The following is a 21,997-nucleotide window of genomic DNA, read 5'->3' on the forward strand; positions in this document are numbered from 1 at the left end:
TCAACAGTCTTTCATGCTTCTGAGTAGGATGATTTCATGAGTGCAGCACACGGGCGAGTGTTGGAATTACAGTCTCAGGTCGATTTGTTAGAACGGCTGAGATTACTGACACATTTCGGTTCAAATCTGGTGACGGTTTCCGGTGAACCCGGAGCCGGTAAAACGTGGCTTGCACAACGTTATCTGGAAGCATGGGCAGAGGATAAGAATCAGTCGCTCTTGCTGTGTTATCCAAATCAGGATGATCGTCAGCATCGTATGACGATTCTGACACAGATCGATTCTCACGCACGTTTTAGTCCCGATGATACCTTGGTCGATAATCTGACGGCCGTATTTGATGATGAACCCTGTAATATTGTGATTGTGGTCGATAATGCACAGCGTCTGTCTGAAAATCTGGTTTCGGAACTGTGGATGCTCGTGCTTGAGGCGCAGGATAAGCCGCAATGGTCAATCAATGTGATCTTCTTTGCGCTTCCTCGGGTACTTGATCCTTTGCTCACTCGGATTGGGTATGGTCAGGAGCATAAACCGGTTGATTTGGAGATTGAGCGGCTTTCTCAAGATGACGCTGATCGTCTGTTCGAATATCTGGTGATTCGTTTTATCGACGATAAAATGGAGAAAAGGGTTCGCCATGCGTATAGTAAGGTGAATAAAACACCGGGTGATATCATCGCATTAGGAGAGAAGAAGATGGAAAAGCGGATTGTGATTCGCTCAATAGTCGGGTCTCCGGTTAAGATCGCGGCACTGATATTGTTAATTGCTGTGATTCTCGGTGGCGGTTATTGGTGGATGTTATCTGAAGAACAAGCGCCTGAGCGTGTGTTGGATAATATGGTTGCAAATGATACCGCGACAAAAGAACAGACGGTGATCCCGGCCTTGACTGGTCATACCAAAGAGAGCACAACAGCGTCTGATTCATCCGATGTGTCCGGTGATAATGCCATCGAGTCATCACCGAATGGCGTCAATGATGATTCTAATGCGCTCCCTCCGGCGGTGACTTCTGATTCTGATCGGGTTGGCGAGGATGATAAGGGACAACGGGTTGTGATTTCTTCAGAAGTTGTTGATGCATTGATGGATGGCAAAGCTGAATCGGTTGATACCAAACAACTCACGGATGTTGCCCGTCAGGTTGCCCCAGAATCAGATGAGTCTGCTACGATAAGCGAGCCTCAGCAAGCCTCGGCTGGTGCTGAGCAGAGCGGAGAGTCTTCAACCGCAGAACAATCCAAATCAAACCGTTCGCAATCCTTGCCCGGTTACTCATTTTCCTATACCACCGCGGCATTAAACGCGATGTCTAATCGTAGTTATACCTTGCAGCTTGCCGCATTTAATTCGCTCCAAGAAGTTGAAGACTTTATTCAACGTCATCGCTTACAGAATCAGGTTTATGTCTATCCGACGATTCGGGATCAGGTCAACTGGTATATTGTGACATACCAAAATTATCCCACGATTCAGATGGCTCGTGATGCTGTCGCGACACTCCCTCGTCCGATTCAGGCTCTCGGACCCTGGGCAAAATCTCTCAGACAAGTACACCGAGAGATTGAACGAGTGAAATAGTACGGGTTCTCTTGGGGATAAAGTGAAAATATGTTAGATTTCGCAGCCTTGTTGATTGTGGTGGATAGATAGAGCAATAGATGAAAAAGAATCGCGCCTTTCTGAAGTGGGCTGGCGGAAAATATGGATTGGTTGATGATATCCGACGCCATTTACCGGCCGCTCAAACTTTAGTAGAGCCCTTTGTCGGTGCTGGTTCTATTTTTCTCAATACCGATTACGAGCATTATGTTCTGGCTGATATCAATCCAGACCTGATCAATTTATACAATCTGCTGAAAGAGCGGCCCGAGCATTATATTACAGAAGCTAAACGGTGGTTCATTGCCGAAAATAACCGGAAAGAAGTTTATCTGTCGGTTCGGCAGCAGTTTAATCAGACCGATGAAGTGATGTATCGCTCGTTGGCATTCTTGTATATGAATCGTTTTGGTTTTAACGGCTTGTGTCGTTATAACAAAAAAGGCGGATTCAATGTCCCGTTTGGTTCCTACAAAAAACCTTATTTCCCTGAAGCGGAACTAGAGTTCTTTGCTGAGAAAGCTCAGAAAGCAACATTTGTCTGTACCAATTATTGGGATAGCTTCGAACAGGCGGACCATGTCAGTGTGATTTATTGCGATCCACCGTATGCGCCGTTGTCTCATACTGCGAATTTTACCTCTTATACCGGTGGTGGCTTTTCACTTGATGATCAGGCTGCGCTGGCTGATATTGCCGAGAAAACTGCGAATGAGCGGGGGATATCGGTACTCATTTCTAATCATGATACGATTTTGACCCGACGGTTGTACCACGGTGCAAAACTCAATGTTGTGAAGGTGAAACGAACTATCAGCCGGAATGGAGCCGGTCGGAATAAAGTGGATGAACTGCTCGCGTTATTTGATGGTCGTTCAACCCCACGATCCGAATAGTCAGCCTTTGAGGCAGACTTGATTGAGTTGACGATTCCCTCTATAGGCCGCAAAAATAGTATCAAAGCGCAACACAGGCTAGGATCCGAGCAATGGCTTCTGTAGAATGGTTCGTCTTGCCAACTATTCCTAAGCTCACAGAGGCCTGCTTTATGAAAGACTTTTTGATTGCCCCTTCCATCCTTTCTGCTGATTTAGCCCGTTTAGGAGAGGATGTTGTTGATGTTCTCAACGCTGGCGCAGATGTGATTCATTTTGATGTCATGGACAACCATTACGTGCCGAATTTAACGTTTGGTGCACCGGTTTGCAAAGCATTACGAGACTATGGTGTAACGGCACCGATTGATGTCCATTTGATGGTCAAACCGGTTGATCGTCTCATTCCGGATTTTGCCGAAGCGGGTGCATCAATGATTACTTTTCATGTCGAAGCCTCTGAGCATGTTGATCGAACGTTGCAACTGATCAAATCGCATGGTTGTCAGGCCGGTGTTGTACTGAATCCGGCGACGCCGCTGACTCATCTGGATTATCTGATGGATAAGGTTGATCTGATCCTGCTGATGTCTGTGAACCCCGGATTCGGCGGTCAGTCTTTCATTCCACATACACTGGATAAACTCAATGCCGTTCGTGAACGTATTAATGCTTCCGGATGTCAAATTCGTCTGGAAATTGATGGCGGGGTCAAAGTGGATAATATCCGTGAAATTGCTGAAGCCGGTGCTGATATGTTTGTGGCGGGTTCCGCTATTTTTGGTCAGCCTGACTACCAGCAAGTAATTGATGCAATGCGTGCAGAGCTGGCACAGGTCAAGCGGTGATTTGTCGTTGTTATTGAATACGGGTGGGTTCACTCTGGTGTGATCATGCTGAATCCCCCATATAAAAAATCAAATAGAGAGTATATGTGATGTCTATTGAGCAGATTCAATTGATTGCCTTTGATCTGGATGGCACGTTGTTAGACAGTGTTCCCGATCTCGCTGTTGCAGTGGATCAAACGGTTCGTGCGTTGGGTTATCCCGGGGTGTCTGAAGCACAGGTTCGTGATTATGTTGGCAATGGCGCTGATGTGTTGATGGGGCGTGCTTTAAGTCAGAGTTTAACCGTGGATCCATCGTTGAGCCCGGAACTGATGCAAGATGCCAGAAAACGGTTTGATGCATATTATGCTGCGACGGGTCATCGCCTCAGTCATTTGTATCCGGGTGTCAAAGAAACACTTGAACAACTACATCAGGCCGGATTTACAATGGCAATTGCAACCAATAAGCCGTCGAAGTTTGTGCCGGATATTCTGCAACAGCATCAGATCGCCCACTATTTTAAGGAAGTGATTGGTGGTGACCGCTTTGAGAAAAAGAAACCCGATCCAATGGCGCTTGAATGGCTACTCGCAACTAATAACTGCCAGCCCCAGCAGATGCTGATGGTCGGTGACTCCAAGAACGATATTCTGGCGGCTCAGCGTGCCGGATGCCGTTCATTTGGTCTGACATACGGCTACAACCATGGTGAGCCAATTGCGGATTCAAATCCCGATTATGTCGCGGATCAAATCAGTCAATTGCTCGATATTGTTCTTGTTTCGGCATGAATGCGATAAATATCTAGAAAAATACTTCCTGATGAGTACACTGAGTAAACCGTGTGACTGTTTGCAGAACAATCACACGGTTTCTCTTTAATTTTGATGAAGTCAAAGGAATTTTTCATGAGCAACTCCCTCGCCTCGGACAAACCGATCGTCTTTAGTGGTGTTCAACCTTCCGGTGAACTCAGTATTGGTAACTACTTGGGTGCGCTTCGTCAATGGCATCAGATGCAAGATGAATACAACTGTCAGTATTGCATTGTTGATCTTCATGCGATTACCGTACGTCAGGATCCTAAAGCGTTGCATGAAGCAACCCTCGATGCTCTGTCGATCTGTCTTGCAGTTGGCATTGACCCCAAGAAAAGCACATTATTCGTTCAGTCTCACGTCTCTGCTCATGCCCAGCTCAGTTGGCTTCTCAATTGTTATACCCAGATGGGTGAGTTGAGTCGAATGACTCAGTTCAAGGATAAATCTGCACGCTATGCAAATGATGTCAATGCCGGACTGTTTGACTATCCAGTCTTGATGGCCGCCGATATTCTTTTATATGGTACCCATCAGGTCCCGGTCGGAAATGACCAGAAACAGCATCTTGAGCTGGCTCGCGATATTGCGATTCGCTTTAATAACATTTACAGCCCCGAGCAACCGATTTTCACGGTGCCTGAGCCTTACATTCCGAAAGTGAATGCCCGGGTGATGAGTCTTCAGGATGCGACGAAGAAAATGTCGAAGTCGGATGATAACCGCAAGAATGTCATCACGTTGCTTGAAGACCCGAAATCGATTCTCAAGAAGATCAACAAAGCACAAACGGATACCGAAACACCACCACGGATTCGTCATGATGTTGAAAACAAAGCCGGAATCTCCAACTTGATGGGGCTGTACTCGGCTGCAACCGGGATGAGTTTTGCTGACATTGAAGCAAAATATGCGGGGGTAGAAATGTATGGTCCGTTCAAGAAAGATGTTGGTGAAGCGATTGTGGCAATGCTGGAACCTGTTCAGAGTGAATATCATCGGGTTCGTGCTGATTTGGGATATCTCAATGAAGTAATGAAATCTGGCGCAGAAGCCGCATCGGCAAAAGCCGCGCCAATCTTGAAAAAAGCCTATGAAGCGGTTGGTTTTGTGACCCCATTTTAGCGATCACACTCTATCGCCATGACGTTGATGCAGAGGCTGCCAGTATCGGCAGCCTTTTTTACTTTATTGCGTCCGTTTGATCCCTGCCGCCTTCATAATATATTTTTCATAAATCGGTTCACTGGTGCCTTTTTTCACTTTATAGAGGAAATATTTCTCGAAAGCGATTTTAGCGATGTGAACCCATTGTCCCATCGATGTCCAGTTGGTATTCCGTGGCGGGTTTTGTGGCAGAGCAATAAACGCGGCTCCTTTATCTCCCATATCGGCCAGACAAACAGCATTCATCGATGGCTTGGTTTTCACGGCTTCGCCACGCTCAATACTGAGGATATTTTCCACAATCGCACTGGTCATCGATTCAATCATAAAACCGGTTTTCGGTGCGCCGACAGGCACGGGGGTTTCTTCAAGTGGCGGAATCGCAACGCAAACACCGGCGGCAAAGATTTCCGGGTAAGTCGGGCTACGCTGATATTCATCAGTTAAAACAAAGCCTTTGGGGTTGCATAAGTCAGGAACATTAGCAATCGCAGGAGAGCCTTTGAATGGCGGTAAAAACATTGCCATGCTGAAAGGTAAGTGATGTTCGAAATCGACTTCGCCTTTGCGGTTGAGCTCTTCAACATGCGCCATATTGGGTTCAAAATGTGTGGTGCGCGCATTACAAATCCACTGGATACCTCGCTCTCGGAATTCGTGTTCCATTAATGCTTTTGAGTCCCCGACACCACCGAGTCCCATGTGGCCGATGTAAGGTTCGCTCGTGACAAAAGTCATCGGCACCTGATCGCGGATCTTCAGTTTACGCAACTGACTTTCAAGCGAGAGGATATATTCATAACCCGGACCGAAACAACTGGCTCCCTCAAGCGCTCCGACAATGACCGGTCCCGGGTTTTTGATAAGCTGCTGATACGCTTCGTGAGAACGCACCGCGTGGTCAACCGTACAGACTGACTGAGTATAACCATTCTCCGGTCCGGCGCCGGGGACAGCTTCAAATGCCAGCTTCGGACCAGTACAGATGGCCAAATAGTCATACTCATATTCGGTTCCGTCTTCAGTTTGCAGGCATTTATCCTGAGCATGGATCTGGGCAACGCCGGAAGTATTGAACGGAATCTTGAATTTCTTTGTGTAGGGTGTCAGATCCAGTACTACCTGATCTCTGGTTCGTTCGCCGAGGGCGACCCAAGGATTTGAAGGAATGAAATGAAATTCAGAGCCTTCATTGATCAGCAGTATTTCATGATCTTTCGGTAGTTTCTGTTTTAACTCATATGCGATGGAGATTCCCCCCAATCCTGCACCAATTACGATCGTCCTTTTCATCTTCACCTACTCTCTTTTTATATTAGTAATTTCTAAATTAATAATAACTGATATTTTCAATTGTGCGACAGATCTGCGTCACAGAAAGAAGATCAGATGATTGAGGAACAGAGTCACTTTTTATTGTTGCCACTGAGCATTATGTTGGTGAGTCTGAAATCGGGTGGCATAAATGCTTGAATAAAAAACGCCAGTCTCAGACTGGCGTGGGTTTTGGACGACGACTAAATCAGTCGATTATTCTTGGTGCTCCGGCGACGCGATGGCATCAAGTTTGTTGAAGTTGAATAGATCGTCTTGGTTTGTATCTTTCGATTTGAGCACCTTCATGCCGGGTGTAACCGGTAATTGTGGGTCAACGAAGTTTTGGTTATCTTCATCGGTTCTGCTCAAATAGGTGACTGAACCACTGGTGTTGGCTGATTGTTGATGTGCGTCTGGCGCAATACTTTGTCCGCTGACAGCGCTGTTAAGCACGGTAATTTTGCCCGTCGCGACGTTATTGTTTTCATTGGTTTCAGCAACCACATTATTTCTGTCAACCACTAACACCAAGTAATAAGTGCCTGCCGTCAAACCTGAAGGAATCGGGACGGTGATGGTGTGTCTTGAGCCATATGGCAAGAGAACCGATGTTTCTCCGTAGAAATACATAAGTTGCTTATTTGCATTAGCCAAATATACCGCCAGTGTTGGTGCTGTACCGCTTTTTTGTGCGCAATTGGCTGATGACACCTCTGCATTAATCACAACCTGACCACCCGCTGTGACTTGGTTCGGAGAAAATTTTCCGGAAGAGACCAGCCAGTCCGGTGCGCCGAACCCCCCGATCTTGACGGTATTCATACTCAGCGCACTCGAAATACTGTAACTCGCCTTCACCTTAAATTCATAAGGGACACATGAATTTGCCAATACGGTTTTGTTTTGTTCACTTAACACAGAATCCAGGTTGACTCTGTATGTTTGTGTCGAGCTACTTGGGACGCATCGCATTGTACCGCCTAAACCGCTGCTTCCACATGAAATATCAGCAAAATCACGCCCGATACCAATGAATGTGTTTCCACCATCTTGTGTCAGTGCAAAATTAACGGTGTTGCCGTTATTAAAGATCTCAGAGCCGAACATGTGGTAGTCCACTTCAAGTGTTTTTTGATTCGGGTATGGGAGCTCCGTGTTAACGATATCGACGTTGCCCGGATAAATTGAGGCGAGAGCTGCTTGACTACAAAGCGCTGTTGTTGTGAGAAAGCCAACGACTATTTTGTCTAGTTTCATACTTAGTTCCTATTCCTATATGTTTATTATGATTCCGTCAGTAAGGTGTGACGCGACCCTTGTACAAATGAAACAAGATTTATATCAGCTTTCGCTATTATGAAACTAATCTATTATTCGTCAATGAAGGTTTGTCTTTTTTATCGATACTGTGATCAATGAAAAATTATAGTGTGCTGTTTTAGGGGCAATCGCTGAGTGACAGAATACCCGCTCAATATCAGCCTCGACATTGCTTGAATTAATATGAAATCACAACCATATTTTTACGGTTTGAATGGTACTGCTGGAACTATCTATTGCGGTACCGCCATCAACGATAAGGATATGGAAATGAAATTAATAAAAATATTGCTGGCAATATTCGGTTGTATTTACGCTTTGTCTGCTCAGGCTGGGTTCTACATTGCCAATGGTGTGTTATATGAAGGCAATGGGCATCCTTTTAAAATCCGTGGGATCAACCATGCTCACACTTGGTATCTCAATCGATTAGATCACGCGTTAGACGGGATTGCTGCAACGGGAGCCAATACGGTGCGGATTGTGCTGAGTAATGGTCAGCGCTGGAATAAAAATAGTCCTGCCGATGTGGCGAATGTGATTCGGCAAGCCAAAGCAAGACATTTGATCACGGTGCTTGAAGTCCATGATACGACAGGCTTTGGTGAGGAGTGGCAAGCGGCAAGTTTAGATTCTGCGGCTGACTATTGGATTGAACTGAAAGATCAACTCGTCGGTCAGGAAGATTATGTCATCATCAATCTGGGCAATGAACCGATGGGGAATGGGGTGAGAGCCAGTGTATGGAGCAATGATCATATCAATGCGATTCAGCGCTTAAGAAACGCCGGGCTAACTCATACACTGATGGTTGATGCGCCAAACTGGGGGCAAGACTGGCAACAGATCATGTTGAGTCGTGCTCAGTCTGTATTTGATGCTGACCCGCTGCACAATACGATATTTAGTGTCCACATGTATCAGGTTTACGGGGATTACCCGACAGTGAACCATTACATTTCAACATTCCTCAATCAAGGTTTGGCACTGGTTGTGGGCGAATTCGGCGCGAGCCATCAAGGTGAGGATGTTGCTGAAGACGCCATTATGGAACGGGCAGAAACCTTAAATATTGGTTATATCGGTTGGTCATGGTCGGGCAATAATCAAGATGTTGCGGATTTAGATATCGTCAATCACTGGGATAACCATTCATATAGTGAGTGGGGGAATATCCTGATCAATGGCGTGAACGGTATTAAGTCTACGTCGACTTCCGCCACAATCTTTACCTGTGGTGCATCTTGCCAGTAACTGAGTGAGCGTTTATCTGACCCACTTTTCACCGGACAGCGATGAGCTCTCGCTGTCCGGACTTTCACCCATGTACCTCGTTATTTATCAGTTAGATGAAGATGAATTGGGAGCAACCATACAGATTGGGAATAATTACAAGATTCAATATATTCCGGCTCGATAATAAGCAATTTGTTGTACTACTATGATAGATGTTCCATTTTGTCTCAGTGGTCTGATTTCTGGCGTATGACATAACACGGTTTTCATTTGTGCTATCAGAAAATGGTGTTGGCATGTGTTTTCGCGCTCGTATAGAGATTGCCAGACTAAAAGAGAGGCAGTAAGGGAGAGAATGAATGTTGACGGATAAAACTCTTTCATGATTAATCCTGGATCTTCATCAATACCATGCCCGAATACCAAGAAGTATGACGAGCTGGTTTGGTACGTTTTTGCCACTGTCGGTATACCTGATGTTTGATGAACTTTTCGTTTGTAGAGCTTTGCTCTGATCGAGTTTTGTTCCGGCCACATCACTTATAGCAACAGTAGCAAAGGAGAATATCTTGTGATGAATCTATTAAGTCATCGACATGGACTAGCCAGACCTAAAATTTTATCTGTACTGATTTTCGCAGCATTAGCCAGTAGCGCAGCCTCTGCTCAGGTGAGTATCGATTATTCGATTTCACCTGACGAACAAAATCATAAAATCAGTGATTTAATTTATGGGACCAATCATCGAATGAATATGACTGGCCATGAGAATTTTGGTTTCTATCGCCTCGGCGGCAACCGGACAACCGCATATAACTGGGAAAATAACTATTCCAATGCAGGATCCGACTGGGTGCATTCCAGTGACACCTATATGGTACCGGATGGTGCCGATGAAACCATCCCGGGGATTACGCTGACCGATTTTGTCGATAATGACGCTGCCGGGGCGAAAACGATGCTGACCGTGCCGTTAGCTGGCTACGTTACCGCGGATAAGAATGGTACGGTACAGGAAGGGGAAACTGCCCCGTCATCTCGCTGGATTCCGGCAATAGCGAAAAAAAATGCACCGTTCTCATTAACGCCTGATCTCACCGATAATGCCGTGTATACCGATGAAATGGTGAATTTTTTAGTTGAGCGATACGGACGAGCAGCCGATGGTGGTGTATTTGCTTACTCACTGGATAATGAACCGAGCCTATGGTATCACACCCATTCACGAATCCATCCGGACAAACCGGGTGCAAAAGAATTGCTTGATCGCTCGGTTGAAGCGGCTCAGGCCGTCAAAGGCGTAGACCCGACAGCGACTATCTTTGGCCCTGCTTTGTATGGTTTTACCGCATTTGTATCGTTGACTGATGCACCGGATTGGTCGAACTATTCAGATCAGTATCACTGGTTTATCGACTACTATCTGGCACAGATGAAAGCGGCTGGTGAATCATCCGGTATGCGATTATTGGATGTCCTCGACTTGCACTGGTATTCCGAAGCGAGAGGAGATCAACGTGTCACCGATGGCAATGCTGATTCCGTGAAAGATAAAAATGCGCGGATGCAGGCTCCTCGGACATTCTGGGATCCCGAATATCAGGAAGATAGCTGGATTGCCCAATGGAATATGGCTGAACTGCCGTTGATTCCGCATATTCAAGACTCAATCGATATGCATTATCCGGGAACCAAAATGGCCTTCACTGAGTACGGCTTTGGCGGTGGCGATGATATTACCGGTGCAATTACTGAAGCGGATGTTTTGGGTATTTTCGGTAAATATGACGTCTATGCTGCAAACAGCTGGATTTTAAATGATGAAGAGAAATATCTAGCCAGTGCCTATCGTCTCTATCGTAACTATGACGGTGAGAATGGGACATTTGGTGATACCAGTGTTACCGCAACAATGAGCGATAAAGAAAACAGCTCTATTTATGCGTCGGTTGATTCAGAGACTGGATTGCTTCATGTCATTGTGTTGAATAAGAATATGAACGAGTCGATCAATGGTGTGTTCAATATCGATTCAACAACGATCTATAAGTCAGGAAAGACTTATGTCTTGAATTCCGATTCAGTTGAAATCCAGGATAAAGGTGAGGTTGAGGTGACGAATAATCAGCTCAATTATGATATTCCAGCCTTGTCTGCTTATCATTTTGTCTTTAGTACAGCAGACGCCACCGACCCGACAGACCCAACCGATCCAACAGACCCGACTGATCCAACAGACCCTACCGATCCGACAGATCCAACCGATCCCGGTACTGATGGTGTTACTGTGTCCGTGAATATTCCACAAGATGGTAGCGCATCATACTGTTCTGATATTGTTGTTACCAATAATGGTTCAGAAGCCGTTGAATGGCAGACTAATTTTGACGTCGAAGGTAGTGTTTATGCGTTATGGAATGCAAATTGGGAGCAATCAGGTACGAAAGTAACCATTAGTGGTGTTGAATGGAATAAAGTGCTGCAACCGGGTGCCAGTACCAGTTCTATTGGGTTCTGTGCGAATCGTTAATTGATTGTTTTGAAACATTGAGTCATAAATGAAACTCAAATCCCCTGTGAATATCACGGGGGATTTTTTCAAGGCTAGCGATAGAATTATCGACCATCTGAATCTGCTGAACTGCTTTGTGTCTGTTTAATTGCCACTGTGCTTGATTTCAGCATATAGAAGCAGCCATCTAGGCCATTTTGCGATCTTTGTACTCCGACGACCGCTTTACTAGTATGGTAACCGGTATAATAGGTTCCTGTGCTATAAGTGAGCGTCAGTGTTTGATTGTTTTCTACCCAGTTGCCGCTGTAACTACCGGTATTAAAAGTGCCGTCAGCGCTGAGTGTGACTGCTGTTGAAGAGTAACTTCCGTCACAACCCCAATCAAAGTTAAGTGTGTAGGTACCCGTTGTTGCGACAGCCGCTGATGCTATACCGGTAAAACCAATAGAGCAAAGTAGTGCAATGGATGGAATAAGTGGCGATTTCATGACAAGTTTCCTTACATTATGAATGTGTGTGAATACATCAATGAGAAATATAGTTCTGAATGATAATGCATGCCAAAAAAATATGAATTTATTTTCATAATAAGTGTCGACTGTACTCATTGACTCACCATACTCAGGCTCGTTCTATCTGGTTGATAGTGATTCAGGGAGCCATAGAAAATTGATTCATCTTCTACCCGATCGTCAGTGTATAACATGAATTTTCCTCATGTTTGATTTGAATAAATATCACTTCTTTCATGTGTAGAAGCGAGTAGGATATGAATATAATTCAATAATAACCTGAGAAAATATCATGTCTTTATCTGTTCCCCCATTTCGTGCCGATGTGGTCGGCAGCTATTTGCGTCCCGCCTATCTTCATCAAGCTCGTCGGCAGTTTGCAGAAGGTCAATTGACTCAGCAACAACTGACGGATATTGAAGATCAAGCCATTAGTGAACTCGTTGATCATCAGAAAGCGGCCGGCTTACAAGTTATTACGGATGGCGAATTTCGTCGAAGCTGGTGGCATCTGGATTTTATGTGGGGCATCAATGGCGTCGAAAAGTTTGAAATTGAGCAAGGTTACCTGTTCTCTCAGATGGAAACACGTCCGGAGAGTATCCGTTTGAGCGGAAAAATTAGCGGTGAGAACCACCCCTTCCTTGCACATTTCCGGTTTCTGATGCAATTTGCCGAAGCGGGGATTGTGCCTCGTCTGACGGTTCCGGCGCCTGCTCAGTTTCTGAAAGAGCTACAGCGTCCATGTAACTTGGAACAGACACAAGCCATATATCCGAATGAAACTGATTTACTCGATGCTATTGTGCAGACTTATCAAACGTTCATCGAGGAATTGTATGCACTGGGTTGTCGTAATTTACAGATTGATGACTGTACATGGGGGATGTTAACCGATCCCAAAATTGCAGCAAAAGCATCTACCCCGATAGAAGCAACTTGCGGCTGTGGTGACTCTCATGAATTTGACCATACCCAAAGTATTGCTTCACTGACAGAGAAGTTGTTGCTGGTCAATAACCGTTCAATCGCCAATGCACCCGCTGATCTGATTCTGACGACACATGTTTGCCGTGGTAATTATCGTTCGACTTGGGCTGCATCCGGTGGGTATGAACCGATTGCTGATGTCTTATTTGCCAAAGAAAATGTCTCTGCATTTTATCTGGAGTTTGATACCGACCGCTCTGGTGACTTTTCACCGTTAGCCAAGGTGCCACAAGATAAACAGGTTGTGCTCGGTCTCGTCTCTTCAAAAATCGGTGCATTAGAAAACAAACAGGAAGTGATTGCTCGCATTCATGAGGCCGCGCAGTATGTACCGTTAGAAAATCTTTGTCTGAGCACTCAGTGTGGTTTTGCTTCAACCGAAGAAGGGAATGAGCTGACCGATGCACAGCAATGGCAGAAGATTGCTTTTGTGAAAGAGGTTGCTGAACAGGTCTGGGGGGATAGACTCAGCATGACATGATATCGTCGCGCTTAAAGTAAACTAAGAAGTCACCGCTTAGTGGTAATGCCGATCAGTTAATAAATGAATAGGATCAGTTGAATGATCCTGAAAAAGCTTCAAAATCCGATATCAGTCTTTGGTATCGGATTTTTTATGCAATTAGCTAAAGCCCTCACTCGACAGTAACTTTGTTCCTGACTTCGAATCACTTGGAAAACTCAGTGATATTCTTCCTCTAGATTTTAACAATGACAGCTATCCTGTCAGAGAGGGAGTCTGGTACAGCAACGATATGTAAGCGCCGTCTACCACTAGATATAGTTGAGTCAGTATTGTCGTGAAAAGGAGCTTTACCCTGATGCTCAAAGAGTAGTGCAGCGAATGTATGCACGGCTTCATGAGCCAAAAAGAGCGAGCTTATGGCGAGAAGACTACAATTACGTGAAATCGTATAGTGTTCTAAATTATATTCTACCAGTAGAGCATACCATCTAGCGTAAATTATAAAACTTCATCGAGTATATGGTTCCAACGCCAGAAGTATTATTCTTTATATGATGGCTATAACATCCGAAAGTATAGATTAAGATATATCATTCAAAAGATTACAGTACTGTTTCATCGTTTGTTCAAAAACGATCTCCTGAGCATATTCTGTTTCAACTTTAGCTCGACCATTAAGGCCAAAGTGAAGCAATTTCTTTCTGCTACTAACAACTCTTTGTATACAGCAGGCCAATGAAATAGCATTTCCTGGTTGTGCTAAAAAACCATTAAATCCTTCTGATACTATTTCTCTACATCCAGGAACATCCGTTGTAACAATTGCGCGTTGACACGAGGCTGCCTCTATAAGAATACGAGGGACACCTTCACCATAAGTCGTAGGTAAACAAACTAAATCATGCTGTTTGATTAATTCAGGCATGTTACATTGATTTCCGACCCAATTTATTTGTCCTTCTTTATCCCATTTTTCTATTATACTCAAAGGCATAGAAGAACGAGTGTCATTGTCGATTATTCCAGCTACAGTAATAGTAATATTAACATTACGACTATTTAGGATATTCCTTGCTTCAACAAGATCTTCGAGCCCTTTTTCCCTCAATAATCTAGCTGCAAAAAGTATTTTCCCATTGTATGGCACAGGAGAGGCTGGGAATTTTTTTAAGTCAATACCAGCACCTTTAATAACCACACCATTATTATGAATAATCCCTTTTTTTGTGAATAAAATGTAATCTTCACTATTCTCAAAAATAAATTTAGTCTTGTTTAAAGAAATAGTGCGATAAAGAGTTGAAATAAACTTTTCTAATATAAAATAACGTTTATTACTATATATAGCACCAGTCCCAGTTATACTATAAACGATTGGCTTTTTAAAGAAGAATCGATTTAATAGACCACAGTATATATTTGGTTTAATTGTTACACAATGAATTAAGTTAGGTTTTATAGACTTTATAATTTTATAAAGAAGAAAAATGTATTTAAGTTCACTTAAAATACTTAAACTTTTTCTTTTCAAAAATAAATTACTACAATGAAATCCATTACTCTCTAATTCATCTTTTAATCGATCATCCTTAAAATGAGATATTATATGAATTTTAAACCCTTTGGATTGAAAGTATTTTGCTCGGTCTAGCCAGTGTAAATTAAAGTACCAGTCAACATTGATAACGTATAGCAAAGTTCTATTTCTCATAAAATTTCTTCATTATTATCATAAATTTAAGTAAAGGTTACTCTAAGAATAATCATACCGAGAATATGTACTCGAATATTACCTCTGGTTCTATCTTAGTGATAGCCGCATAATACCTGTTAATCGTTAATGGAAATAGACGTCTCTTAAAATTCATTCTATTTTATCACTAAATAAAAATTAACTTATACATTAGTATTGAATTAAACTCTCAATATTTAATGTTATTTCGATGCCATTTTAAAAATAATTCAAATGCAACACACATTACTCTATAAATCATGAAATATAAGAATGCATAAGTCATGAATGCAACACTAAATCCTAATTTATCTAATAAGAAAAAAGTAATACTCAATATTAAATAATAAATCACTCTCCCTGTAGTAGTATTAAACATAACAAAATTTTTAATACTACTAGGGAAATTGAACTTATCCTCTCTACATCGTTCAAGGGTATTATGTAGCGGGAATAATAATATTGAAAAAATAAAAACATTAACATTAAAACCGAAGCAAACATAATAAGGGAAATAATATCTAATACTTACTAATAGAAAGTGTAGAGGTAATCGAAGTCGTATCGAAGTTATATTATTATAAATATAATAACATAAAAGAATAGCTATAGAAGCTTGAATTAACAAGTTAGGTAAAGGGTGGAAACACATAAGTACTAAAAAAATAATAAATCGAATAATATATATTTTAGTCTTATTGTCGGAGATGTATAATTCATCCTCAGTATTTAGACGTTTTGTGTTACTGGGTTCGACGCTATCTCTTATAGTATCATTTTCAATATAACCAATTTCATATACAGTATATAGAGTAATAATTGATAATAAATAATTGAATATGTCAATAATGGTAATATGTTTAATTGACAAACTATACAGGTAGAAAGTGGGTATTATGTATATAAAAACGAAAGATAACAGTCTAATTTTAGACTGCAATCTTGTGTTGAAGAAATAAAACCCGGGCAAAATATATTTTAACAGATTCATATTCATAATTTACAGTACATCATTGAATTTTAGAGAGAGTCTTTGGTATATATATTTTGAAAATATATATAGTATAAGATTAGTTCCCCAAAAAAGGCTTGCTTTATCTAGTTCAGTATAGAATAAAATACCATGATTAAGCGTTTCCCGTACACCTTCAATAATATATGTTAATGGATTGAGATATATCACCCAGTGATAATTGGTAGGAATTAAAGATATATTCCATATAATAGGCGTAACCCAAAAAAGGACTTGTAGTACAGAATTTAATGCTTCAGAAATATCTTTAAAATAAACGCGCAAGCTGGCAAGAAAAACACCTAAGTTGTAGGTAAAAAAAGCAAGTGCCATAACATAATAAAGAATAGTAAAAGATAAATAACTAACTACACTAAATGTGCTAAAGTATATTATGTACAGAATGACCACACCTAATACCAATGATATCAAGCTTGAAATAAACTTAAATCTTAATATTTTAATTGCATTAAATTTACTCTGTTTCAATAAGTAACCATACTCAACAATACTATGGGTATATTCTGTGATCGTATTAGAAAAATAAATCCACCATACAAAGCCACAACTTAACCAAAGGAAAAAATCTACTCCTTCAATAGGTGGTGTTTTAAACCCATAAGAAAAAACAGCCCACATCACAAGGACTGTAAGAATAGGTTTAGACACCAACCAAAACCATCCAAAGTATGAGCCTACGATTTTTTTTCTGATATCATTCTTTGCTAATTCTAAGATGATCTGCATTGGGAACCTAATTTAAAAATTGACTTAAGTACATCTTCATTAACATCTACATACTCAAAAGATAAGTTTAATGCTCGTTTCGATTCAATATTAACCCTGATTTTCATATCAGAAAATGAGTATATTACCTGATCAATTTCGAATCCATTGATGATATTCCACTTTACGTCTTCATCACTATCCAAGTAATTTAAATTAATATTTTTTATTCCCCGAAGCCTCATTGTCGGAACAATATCCAAGACGTCATCAAAGTTCAGTTCATGGTCTTCGGATATATTTATATTAACACATGCATCAAATACATCCACTTTCTTCTTACTGTCTTCACCATTTAACTGAATACAATCAAACCAATAAGCATCTATATTTTGTACAGGAGCTCGGTTAGAATTCTCGTCTTTTGATACAACAAATATATTTTGGAAAAAATGGCCATTTTTATGTTTTAATAAGACTTCTCTCTCAAGCAGTCCAAATTCTTCATACCTGTTATTTTGAACTGGTTCATACTCCGGTGTCATGTATACAAAGTCGTGCAATTCTATGATCAACCCAAGTTCGTTCAACATCTTAGCAAATGTGTCACTTGTAAACCACTTTATATGAGTATTATCAAAAAATCCTACATCTTGATAAGTAAAATCATTTTTTAGTAAACTCATCAACATTAAGTTGTGAGAAGCATTTGGGACAGAAATAACAAATTTGCCACTAATTTTAAGTTTTTTCGTTAAAATTTTCAAAACCTGATCGGGATACTGAAGATGTTCTAATACATCTGTGGCTAAAATATAATCGTAATAATTATCAGGAATCAGAGAATCTAGCTTTATTACATCATTACAATCTATATTATAAGCTGTATCTAGATAACTAGAGGCAGCTTCTAGGGCTGAGCTATCAATGTCAACCCCAGAGACAGTACAGTTCATCTTTTCTTTTAAATAAGAACTCATATGTCCTTGATTACAACCAATTTCTAGGACTACCGAACCATTTTTAATTTTTTCTAACGTTTTTTTATGTGCCGACTCAACGTCAATCAATAACTCTAAAGAGTAGTTTTTCATCGTTTTTTCCTATTTTTATATGAAGAAATGATAAGCCTAATAGAATAAACTGCTCTTAAAACCGATAATTTTATACCTCGATACTTAATATATCTATAGATTTTTCTTGCAAGTTCTAGTTCTAGGTTCGCTGTAGGTTGTCTATCAAAGGCAACAGATTCATTACCCGAACAATACAAACGATAATACTCACCAGATGTGATATAACGTTCGGAATCTTTCACTAGAAAAGCTCCCGGCCAAAGATTAAACCTTGACTCTGAAACTGCCTTTTCAAATGAGAATTGATGATCAAAATCATAACTTTTTACGTACTCCTTCTTCTCACTTTCAACCCCAAACCCAATATAGTTTGATATTTCAGAAAATGCTAGTAGATCACTTAAACGCTCACGTTCAAGAGTATCTTTTAGTCTCTTAACGGCAGTGTAACTATCAATATTATCAAAATAACTTTTGTATTTAAGTATATCGCTAATATAATCTAAACATCCCTCTTGCAGAGAAGAAACAGATTTCATGAAAGTTTTATTGACTATTTCATCTTCTAAAATGGGTATGATTTTTCCGTTCTCTTCTCGGAATCCATTTAAGGTTCCATGAGGGGCAGTAAATAACAATTCTAAAATCATAAGATATTTAGTTGCAAACTCATTTATATCAGAAGGCATACCTTTATCAGTTAGAAAACCTTTTGAATGATTTTTTATTTCCTCATGTAGGAATGGGTTAGTCGAGAAGTAATAACCCTGAACAGGTTTGCCTAAGATTAATTGAATTGACTTCTGAATTGAACCTCTCCAACCAATATCAACTATTGCCACATTATCATGATTGAGCATCTCTTGATCAAAGTACTTAATTAGACGTAATTTTTCTTGAACAAGTTTTTCCTTAATGACGGGTAATAGCTCATTAATTATTTTTTTTGCTGAATCATGACTGCCATCACTAAGACTTAACTCTTTATCTAATGACAAGCCATGTGAATTAATTAAATCTTTATAGCAATTCACATCAATATCAATGCTTTTGAAAATCTCCGACAATGTCAACTTCTGGTCAAATTGGGGATTAAATCCAGTTAAAATATGTACAATTTCCTTATCAGAGTTTTCAAGAATAACCGTAGGCCACTGAAATGCTCTTCTGGAAGTATAAAAATATTTATCTTTAGGCAAAGTTTTATCAAATTTTCTAAACTCTTTATATATTTTCTGTGGTAGATAACCATCTCTAGCTAGAAACAATACTTCATTTACATTTCGGTCTATATTTTTAGTTAACCAATGATTAAATGAATAGAATAACCTTCCTATATTAAAGTAACCAAATTCGTACCAGTAATCTCTTTTTGAACTGGTGTGAAATCTATTTATTTCCATTGCTGTAAATATAGAGTCTTCTAGGCTATTTATTTCAAGATAACTATTATCTCTTTCGTTAATTTTTTTATAGTGAAATGCCGATATCCCATGTTTTTGAGCATTAACTACATCTGAATGATAATTATCACCAATATGAAGCCATTTATTATAATCTAAATCTAATTCACTTTTAATGTGTTCGTAAAGAGTTCCAAAATGTTTTGTTTTCAGTTGTTCACATGAGACATACAACTCTTTAAATCCACTATATCCAAGATTTGAAACTAAATCATGAATCATATTTTTTGGTAGATACATATCCGATATCAAAACAATTTTTTTATCATGTGATTTTGCATACTCAAACACCTCATACATAGTATCATTTCTTACTATGAAATCAGTTTCTGTTTGAATTTCAAGATCTTTTAAAGAAAGATAAATTTCTGGATAGATTAGGCTTAATTCTTCATATATATTATCGAAAGTAATATCTTCTTGATTATTTCTTTTAACTCTTGCACGATGCTCGGCTTCAACGCGTTCTGTCGCAAACCCATTTGCTGATAAATCATTATTCTCAAATTTATATCTAGATTCTACTGCTTTAAATATATCAATAGGTTCAAAAACGTTACGTAATACTAGTGTGTCAAATATATCAAAAGAGATAACATCAAAATTATCAATTTCAGAAATTAATCTTTTTTTATCGTTATTAATCTTCATTTTTCTCACATGTCCAGGTTCTTGAAGGATTTACGATACCTTCACACAGCTCTGTATTATTATAGATTTCAAATGCACTTTTCATTGTCAATGTAGATAATGCAACTGTTCCCGAAGAGTTATATACAACACTCCAACAATTATAAATTGACTTGTATAAGTTATTCTCATTCAAGCTTAATATTATACGATGCTTACCTAATGAAAGTGGAATATCTATATTGTCTAATTTCGAATTTACTCCAAAAACATATACGTTATCTTTATTTCGAATGCCAAACCCCAGAAATAGGTCTTCTCCTTCTTCGAGGACTTCATATTCTATAACTACGTTTATACTTTCTGAAACTTTATATCTATGTTTCTTATTTCCAAATTTATCCGTAAAATAAGTGTCTACGATCTCAATAATATTACTATTGCAGGTGGTTTCTTTTTCTGAAGGCGTTATTAATTTTCCATTCTCATATAAATCAAGAGCTTCAGTAACATCATAACTGTCTATTTCAATTCTTCCATTTTTTAAATATATAATTCGGTCACAAAAAAACTTAACAGCATGCATATCATGAGATACAAAGATTACAGTGCTTCCTTTTTTTATCAATTCCTGCATTTTCTTGATGCATTTATTCTGAAAGAAAACATCTCCAACCGCTAAAGTTTCATCAACAATCAGTATGTCCGGAACTAAGTGTACAGCAGAAGAAAATGCCAGCCTAGCGAACATACCACTTGAATAATTTTTCACAGGTTGGTCAATGTAATCCCCAATATCTGCGAAGGTCACAATTTCATTATAGATTTCATCAATTTTACTTCTAGATAGTCCTTGCGTTGCTCCATAAAAATATATGTTCTCTTTTCCTGTATATTCTGGATTAAATGCTGCACCTAATTCTAGTAAAGCTGTTATTCGCCCTTCAACTTCGATCTCACCCTCATCAGGTGAAAGAACACCTGAAATAATTTTTAGCAAAGTCGATTTTCCAGCACCATTTCTTCCAATGATGCCAACCACTTCATTTCTATTGATTGATAGACTGATATGGTCAAGGATCTTGACATCTTTGGAATATTTCTTTTTGAACGGGTGGAGAAGTTCTTTAATCAAGCATATATGATTATCAAATTCAGGATATGACTTACATATATTTGTTAATTCAATTTTTGCGCTCACAATTCCCTCATTTAAGATTATCATTTGTACCTAATCTAACAATCTTATACTCAAATTACATAAACTTAAGATTATATCTTTTACGAAGTCTTTTGCCAATGAAACTAATTCAAATATCATCAGTCAAATGTATCTTAATGAATTTTGTTGCACAGCATTGCCATGCTTTTTTAAATTTGTTGACTACGGCAAATCTAGACACTGATTTATGCCAATTTTCAGTTCTAATTAGTAATGATTTCATTAGCATATGATAAGAGCTGCTAGCAATCGCTGAGAATCAGTCTAACTGAGTGTTCAGATTTAGTTGATCTATATACATCGATTTTTGGTAGTATATTTCTGGTCGGTGGAGTTTTTGAGTTTAGACTGTTTTTAAGCGAACCGTTATAACTCACGACAAGATCTTAGTTTTTATTATGATATTTGTGCAATAAACACTGGTTGAATTTGTGGGTGTGGTTACTATTTTTGTGTTTAAAAACAATTGGTTAAGGTGT

General features: G+C 39.9%; 16 protein-coding genes. 8 read left to right on the forward strand and 8 right to left on the reverse strand.

Annotated features, from left to right (window positions below; genetic code table 11):
- Window positions 1-36 precede the first annotated feature (36 nt).
- The 5 genes from MKS89_RS01295 (at window position 37) to trpS (ending at window position 5,259) form a co-directional block, all read left to right on the forward strand.
- Complete coding sequence (locus MKS89_RS01295; protein WP_072959169.1) at window positions 37-1,587, forward strand: SPOR domain-containing protein; 1,551 nt, start codon at window positions 37-39, stop codon at window positions 1,585-1,587.
- Window positions 1,588-1,667: 80 nt separating this feature from the next.
- Complete coding sequence (locus tag MKS89_RS01300; RefSeq protein ID WP_072959167.1) at window positions 1,668-2,504, forward strand: Dam family site-specific DNA-(adenine-N6)-methyltransferase; 837 nt, start codon at window positions 1,668-1,670, stop codon at window positions 2,502-2,504.
- A gap of 152 nt (window positions 2,505-2,656) precedes the next feature.
- On the forward strand, window positions 2,657-3,331 hold the full coding sequence (gene rpe / locus MKS89_RS01305) for a ribulose-phosphate 3-epimerase (RefSeq protein ID WP_072959164.1): 675 nt from the start codon (window positions 2,657-2,659) through the stop codon (window positions 3,329-3,331).
- A 95-nt stretch (window positions 3,332-3,426) separates the two neighbouring features.
- Window positions 3,427-4,107, forward strand: a complete 681-nt coding sequence (locus MKS89_RS01310) for a phosphoglycolate phosphatase (protein WP_207521967.1) — start codon at window positions 3,427-3,429, stop codon at window positions 4,105-4,107.
- Window positions 4,108-4,224: 117 nt separating this feature from the next.
- A complete protein-coding gene (trpS, locus tag MKS89_RS01315; RefSeq protein WP_072959159.1) occupies window positions 4,225-5,259 on the forward strand; it encodes a tryptophan--tRNA ligase in 1,035 nt (344 codons plus the stop codon).
- 63 nt (window positions 5,260-5,322) lie between these two features.
- On the opposite strand, the gene MKS89_RS01320 is transcribed toward trpS, so the two are convergent.
- Both MKS89_RS01320 and MKS89_RS01325 read right to left on the reverse strand, forming a co-directional pair.
- The gene (locus MKS89_RS01320; RefSeq protein WP_072959156.1) at window positions 5,323-6,594 is read right to left on the reverse strand and encodes an NAD(P)/FAD-dependent oxidoreductase; all 1,272 of its coding nucleotides are present in this window, start codon (window positions 6,592-6,594) and stop codon (window positions 5,323-5,325) included.
- A 237-nt stretch (window positions 6,595-6,831) separates the two neighbouring features.
- Window positions 6,832-7,875: a CARDB domain-containing protein gene (locus MKS89_RS01325; protein ID WP_072959153.1), complete on the reverse strand. Its 1,044-nt coding sequence runs from the start codon at window positions 7,873-7,875 to the stop codon at window positions 6,832-6,834.
- Between the two features lie 333 nt (window positions 7,876-8,208).
- Between MKS89_RS01325 and MKS89_RS01330 the strand changes: the two genes are divergently transcribed.
- Both MKS89_RS01330 and MKS89_RS01335 read left to right on the forward strand, forming a co-directional pair.
- Window positions 8,209-9,192 (forward strand): glycoside hydrolase family 5 protein, encoded by a 984-nt coding sequence (locus tag MKS89_RS01330; RefSeq protein ID WP_207521965.1) that lies wholly within the window; start codon window positions 8,209-8,211, stop codon window positions 9,190-9,192.
- Between the two features lie 556 nt (window positions 9,193-9,748).
- Entirely contained in the window at window positions 9,749-11,704 is a 1,956-nt protein-coding gene (locus tag MKS89_RS01335; RefSeq protein ID WP_072959147.1) for a glycoside hydrolase family 44 protein, read from the forward strand.
- Between the two features lie 86 nt (window positions 11,705-11,790).
- On the opposite strand, the gene MKS89_RS01340 is transcribed toward MKS89_RS01335, so the two are convergent.
- Window positions 11,791-12,177 (reverse strand): lipocalin-like domain-containing protein, encoded by a 387-nt coding sequence (locus tag MKS89_RS01340; protein ID WP_072959145.1) that lies wholly within the window; start codon window positions 12,175-12,177, stop codon window positions 11,791-11,793.
- Between the two features lie 316 nt (window positions 12,178-12,493).
- Between MKS89_RS01340 and MKS89_RS01345 the strand changes: the two genes are divergently transcribed.
- Complete coding sequence (locus tag MKS89_RS01345) at window positions 12,494-13,672, forward strand: 5-methyltetrahydropteroyltriglutamate--homocysteine S-methyltransferase (protein WP_072959142.1); 1,179 nt, start codon at window positions 12,494-12,496, stop codon at window positions 13,670-13,672.
- A 565-nt stretch (window positions 13,673-14,237) separates the two neighbouring features.
- On the opposite strand, the gene MKS89_RS01350 is transcribed toward MKS89_RS01345, so the two are convergent.
- From MKS89_RS01350 to MKS89_RS01370, 5 genes are all read right to left on the reverse strand, one after another.
- Window positions 14,238-15,368 carry a glycosyltransferase family 4 protein gene (locus MKS89_RS01350; protein WP_072959139.1) on the reverse strand — a complete coding sequence of 377 codons (1,131 nt, stop codon included), beginning with the start codon at window positions 15,366-15,368 and terminating at the stop codon, window positions 14,238-14,240.
- 1,021 nt (window positions 15,369-16,389) lie between these two features.
- Window positions 16,390-17,148, reverse strand: coding sequence for an ABC transporter permease (locus MKS89_RS01355; protein WP_072959134.1), 759 nt, complete (start codon window positions 17,146-17,148; stop codon window positions 16,390-16,392).
- Window positions 17,133-18,221 carry a class I SAM-dependent methyltransferase gene (locus MKS89_RS01360; RefSeq protein WP_072959132.1) on the reverse strand — a complete coding sequence of 363 codons (1,089 nt, stop codon included), beginning with the start codon at window positions 18,219-18,221 and terminating at the stop codon, window positions 17,133-17,135. Before MKS89_RS01360 ends, MKS89_RS01355 begins: the two co-directional genes overlap by 16 nt.
- Window positions 18,218-20,317 carry an HAD family hydrolase gene (locus tag MKS89_RS01365; protein WP_072959129.1) on the reverse strand — a complete coding sequence of 700 codons (2,100 nt, stop codon included), beginning with the start codon at window positions 20,315-20,317 and terminating at the stop codon, window positions 18,218-18,220. The genes MKS89_RS01360 and MKS89_RS01365 overlap by 4 nt, the downstream gene beginning before the upstream one ends.
- Complete coding sequence (locus tag MKS89_RS01370) at window positions 20,307-21,497, reverse strand: ABC transporter ATP-binding protein (RefSeq protein ID WP_159439601.1); 1,191 nt, start codon at window positions 21,495-21,497, stop codon at window positions 20,307-20,309. Before MKS89_RS01370 ends, MKS89_RS01365 begins: the two co-directional genes overlap by 11 nt.
- Between the last annotated feature and the right edge of the window lie 500 nt (window positions 21,498-21,997).

This window comes from Vibrio gazogenes, from assembly GCF_023920225.1.
GTDB lineage: Bacteria > Pseudomonadota > Gammaproteobacteria > Enterobacterales > Vibrionaceae > Vibrio > Vibrio gazogenes.

Excerpts from the sequence above, each read along its gene's own strand:
- MKS89_RS01350 (WP_072959139.1), bottom strand. The coding sequence starts at position 15,368 with ATGAGAAATAGAACTTTGCTATACGTTATCAATGTTGACTGGTACTTT.
- MKS89_RS01330 (WP_207521965.1), top strand. The coding sequence starts at position 8,209 with ATGAAATTAATAAAAATATTGCTGGCAATATTCGGTTGTATTTACGCT.
- MKS89_RS01340 (WP_072959145.1), bottom strand. The coding sequence starts at position 12,177 with ATGAAATCGCCACTTATTCCATCCATTGCACTACTTTGCTCTATTGGT.
- MKS89_RS01335 (WP_072959147.1), top strand. The coding sequence starts at position 9,749 with ATGAATCTATTAAGTCATCGACATGGACTAGCCAGACCTAAAATTTTA.
- MKS89_RS01325 (WP_072959153.1), bottom strand. The coding sequence starts at position 7,875 with ATGAAACTAGACAAAATAGTCGTTGGCTTTCTCACAACAACAGCGCTT.
- MKS89_RS01300 (WP_072959167.1), top strand. The coding sequence starts at position 1,668 with ATGAAAAAGAATCGCGCCTTTCTGAAGTGGGCTGGCGGAAAATATGGA.
- trpS (WP_072959159.1), top strand. The coding sequence starts at position 4,225 with ATGAGCAACTCCCTCGCCTCGGACAAACCGATCGTCTTTAGTGGTGTT.
- MKS89_RS01345 (WP_072959142.1), top strand. The coding sequence starts at position 12,494 with ATGTCTTTATCTGTTCCCCCATTTCGTGCCGATGTGGTCGGCAGCTAT.
- MKS89_RS01365 (WP_072959129.1), bottom strand. The coding sequence starts at position 20,317 with ATGAAGATTAATAACGATAAAAAAAGATTAATTTCTGAAATTGATAAT.
- rpe (WP_072959164.1), top strand. The coding sequence starts at position 2,657 with ATGAAAGACTTTTTGATTGCCCCTTCCATCCTTTCTGCTGATTTAGCC.
- MKS89_RS01320 (WP_072959156.1), bottom strand. The coding sequence starts at position 6,594 with ATGAAAAGGACGATCGTAATTGGTGCAGGATTGGGGGGAATCTCCATC.
- MKS89_RS01360 (WP_072959132.1), bottom strand. The coding sequence starts at position 18,221 with ATGAAAAACTACTCTTTAGAGTTATTGATTGACGTTGAGTCGGCACAT.
- MKS89_RS01355 (WP_072959134.1), bottom strand. The coding sequence starts at position 17,148 with ATGCAGATCATCTTAGAATTAGCAAAGAATGATATCAGAAAAAAAATC.
- MKS89_RS01295 (WP_072959169.1), top strand. The coding sequence starts at position 37 with ATGAGTGCAGCACACGGGCGAGTGTTGGAATTACAGTCTCAGGTCGAT.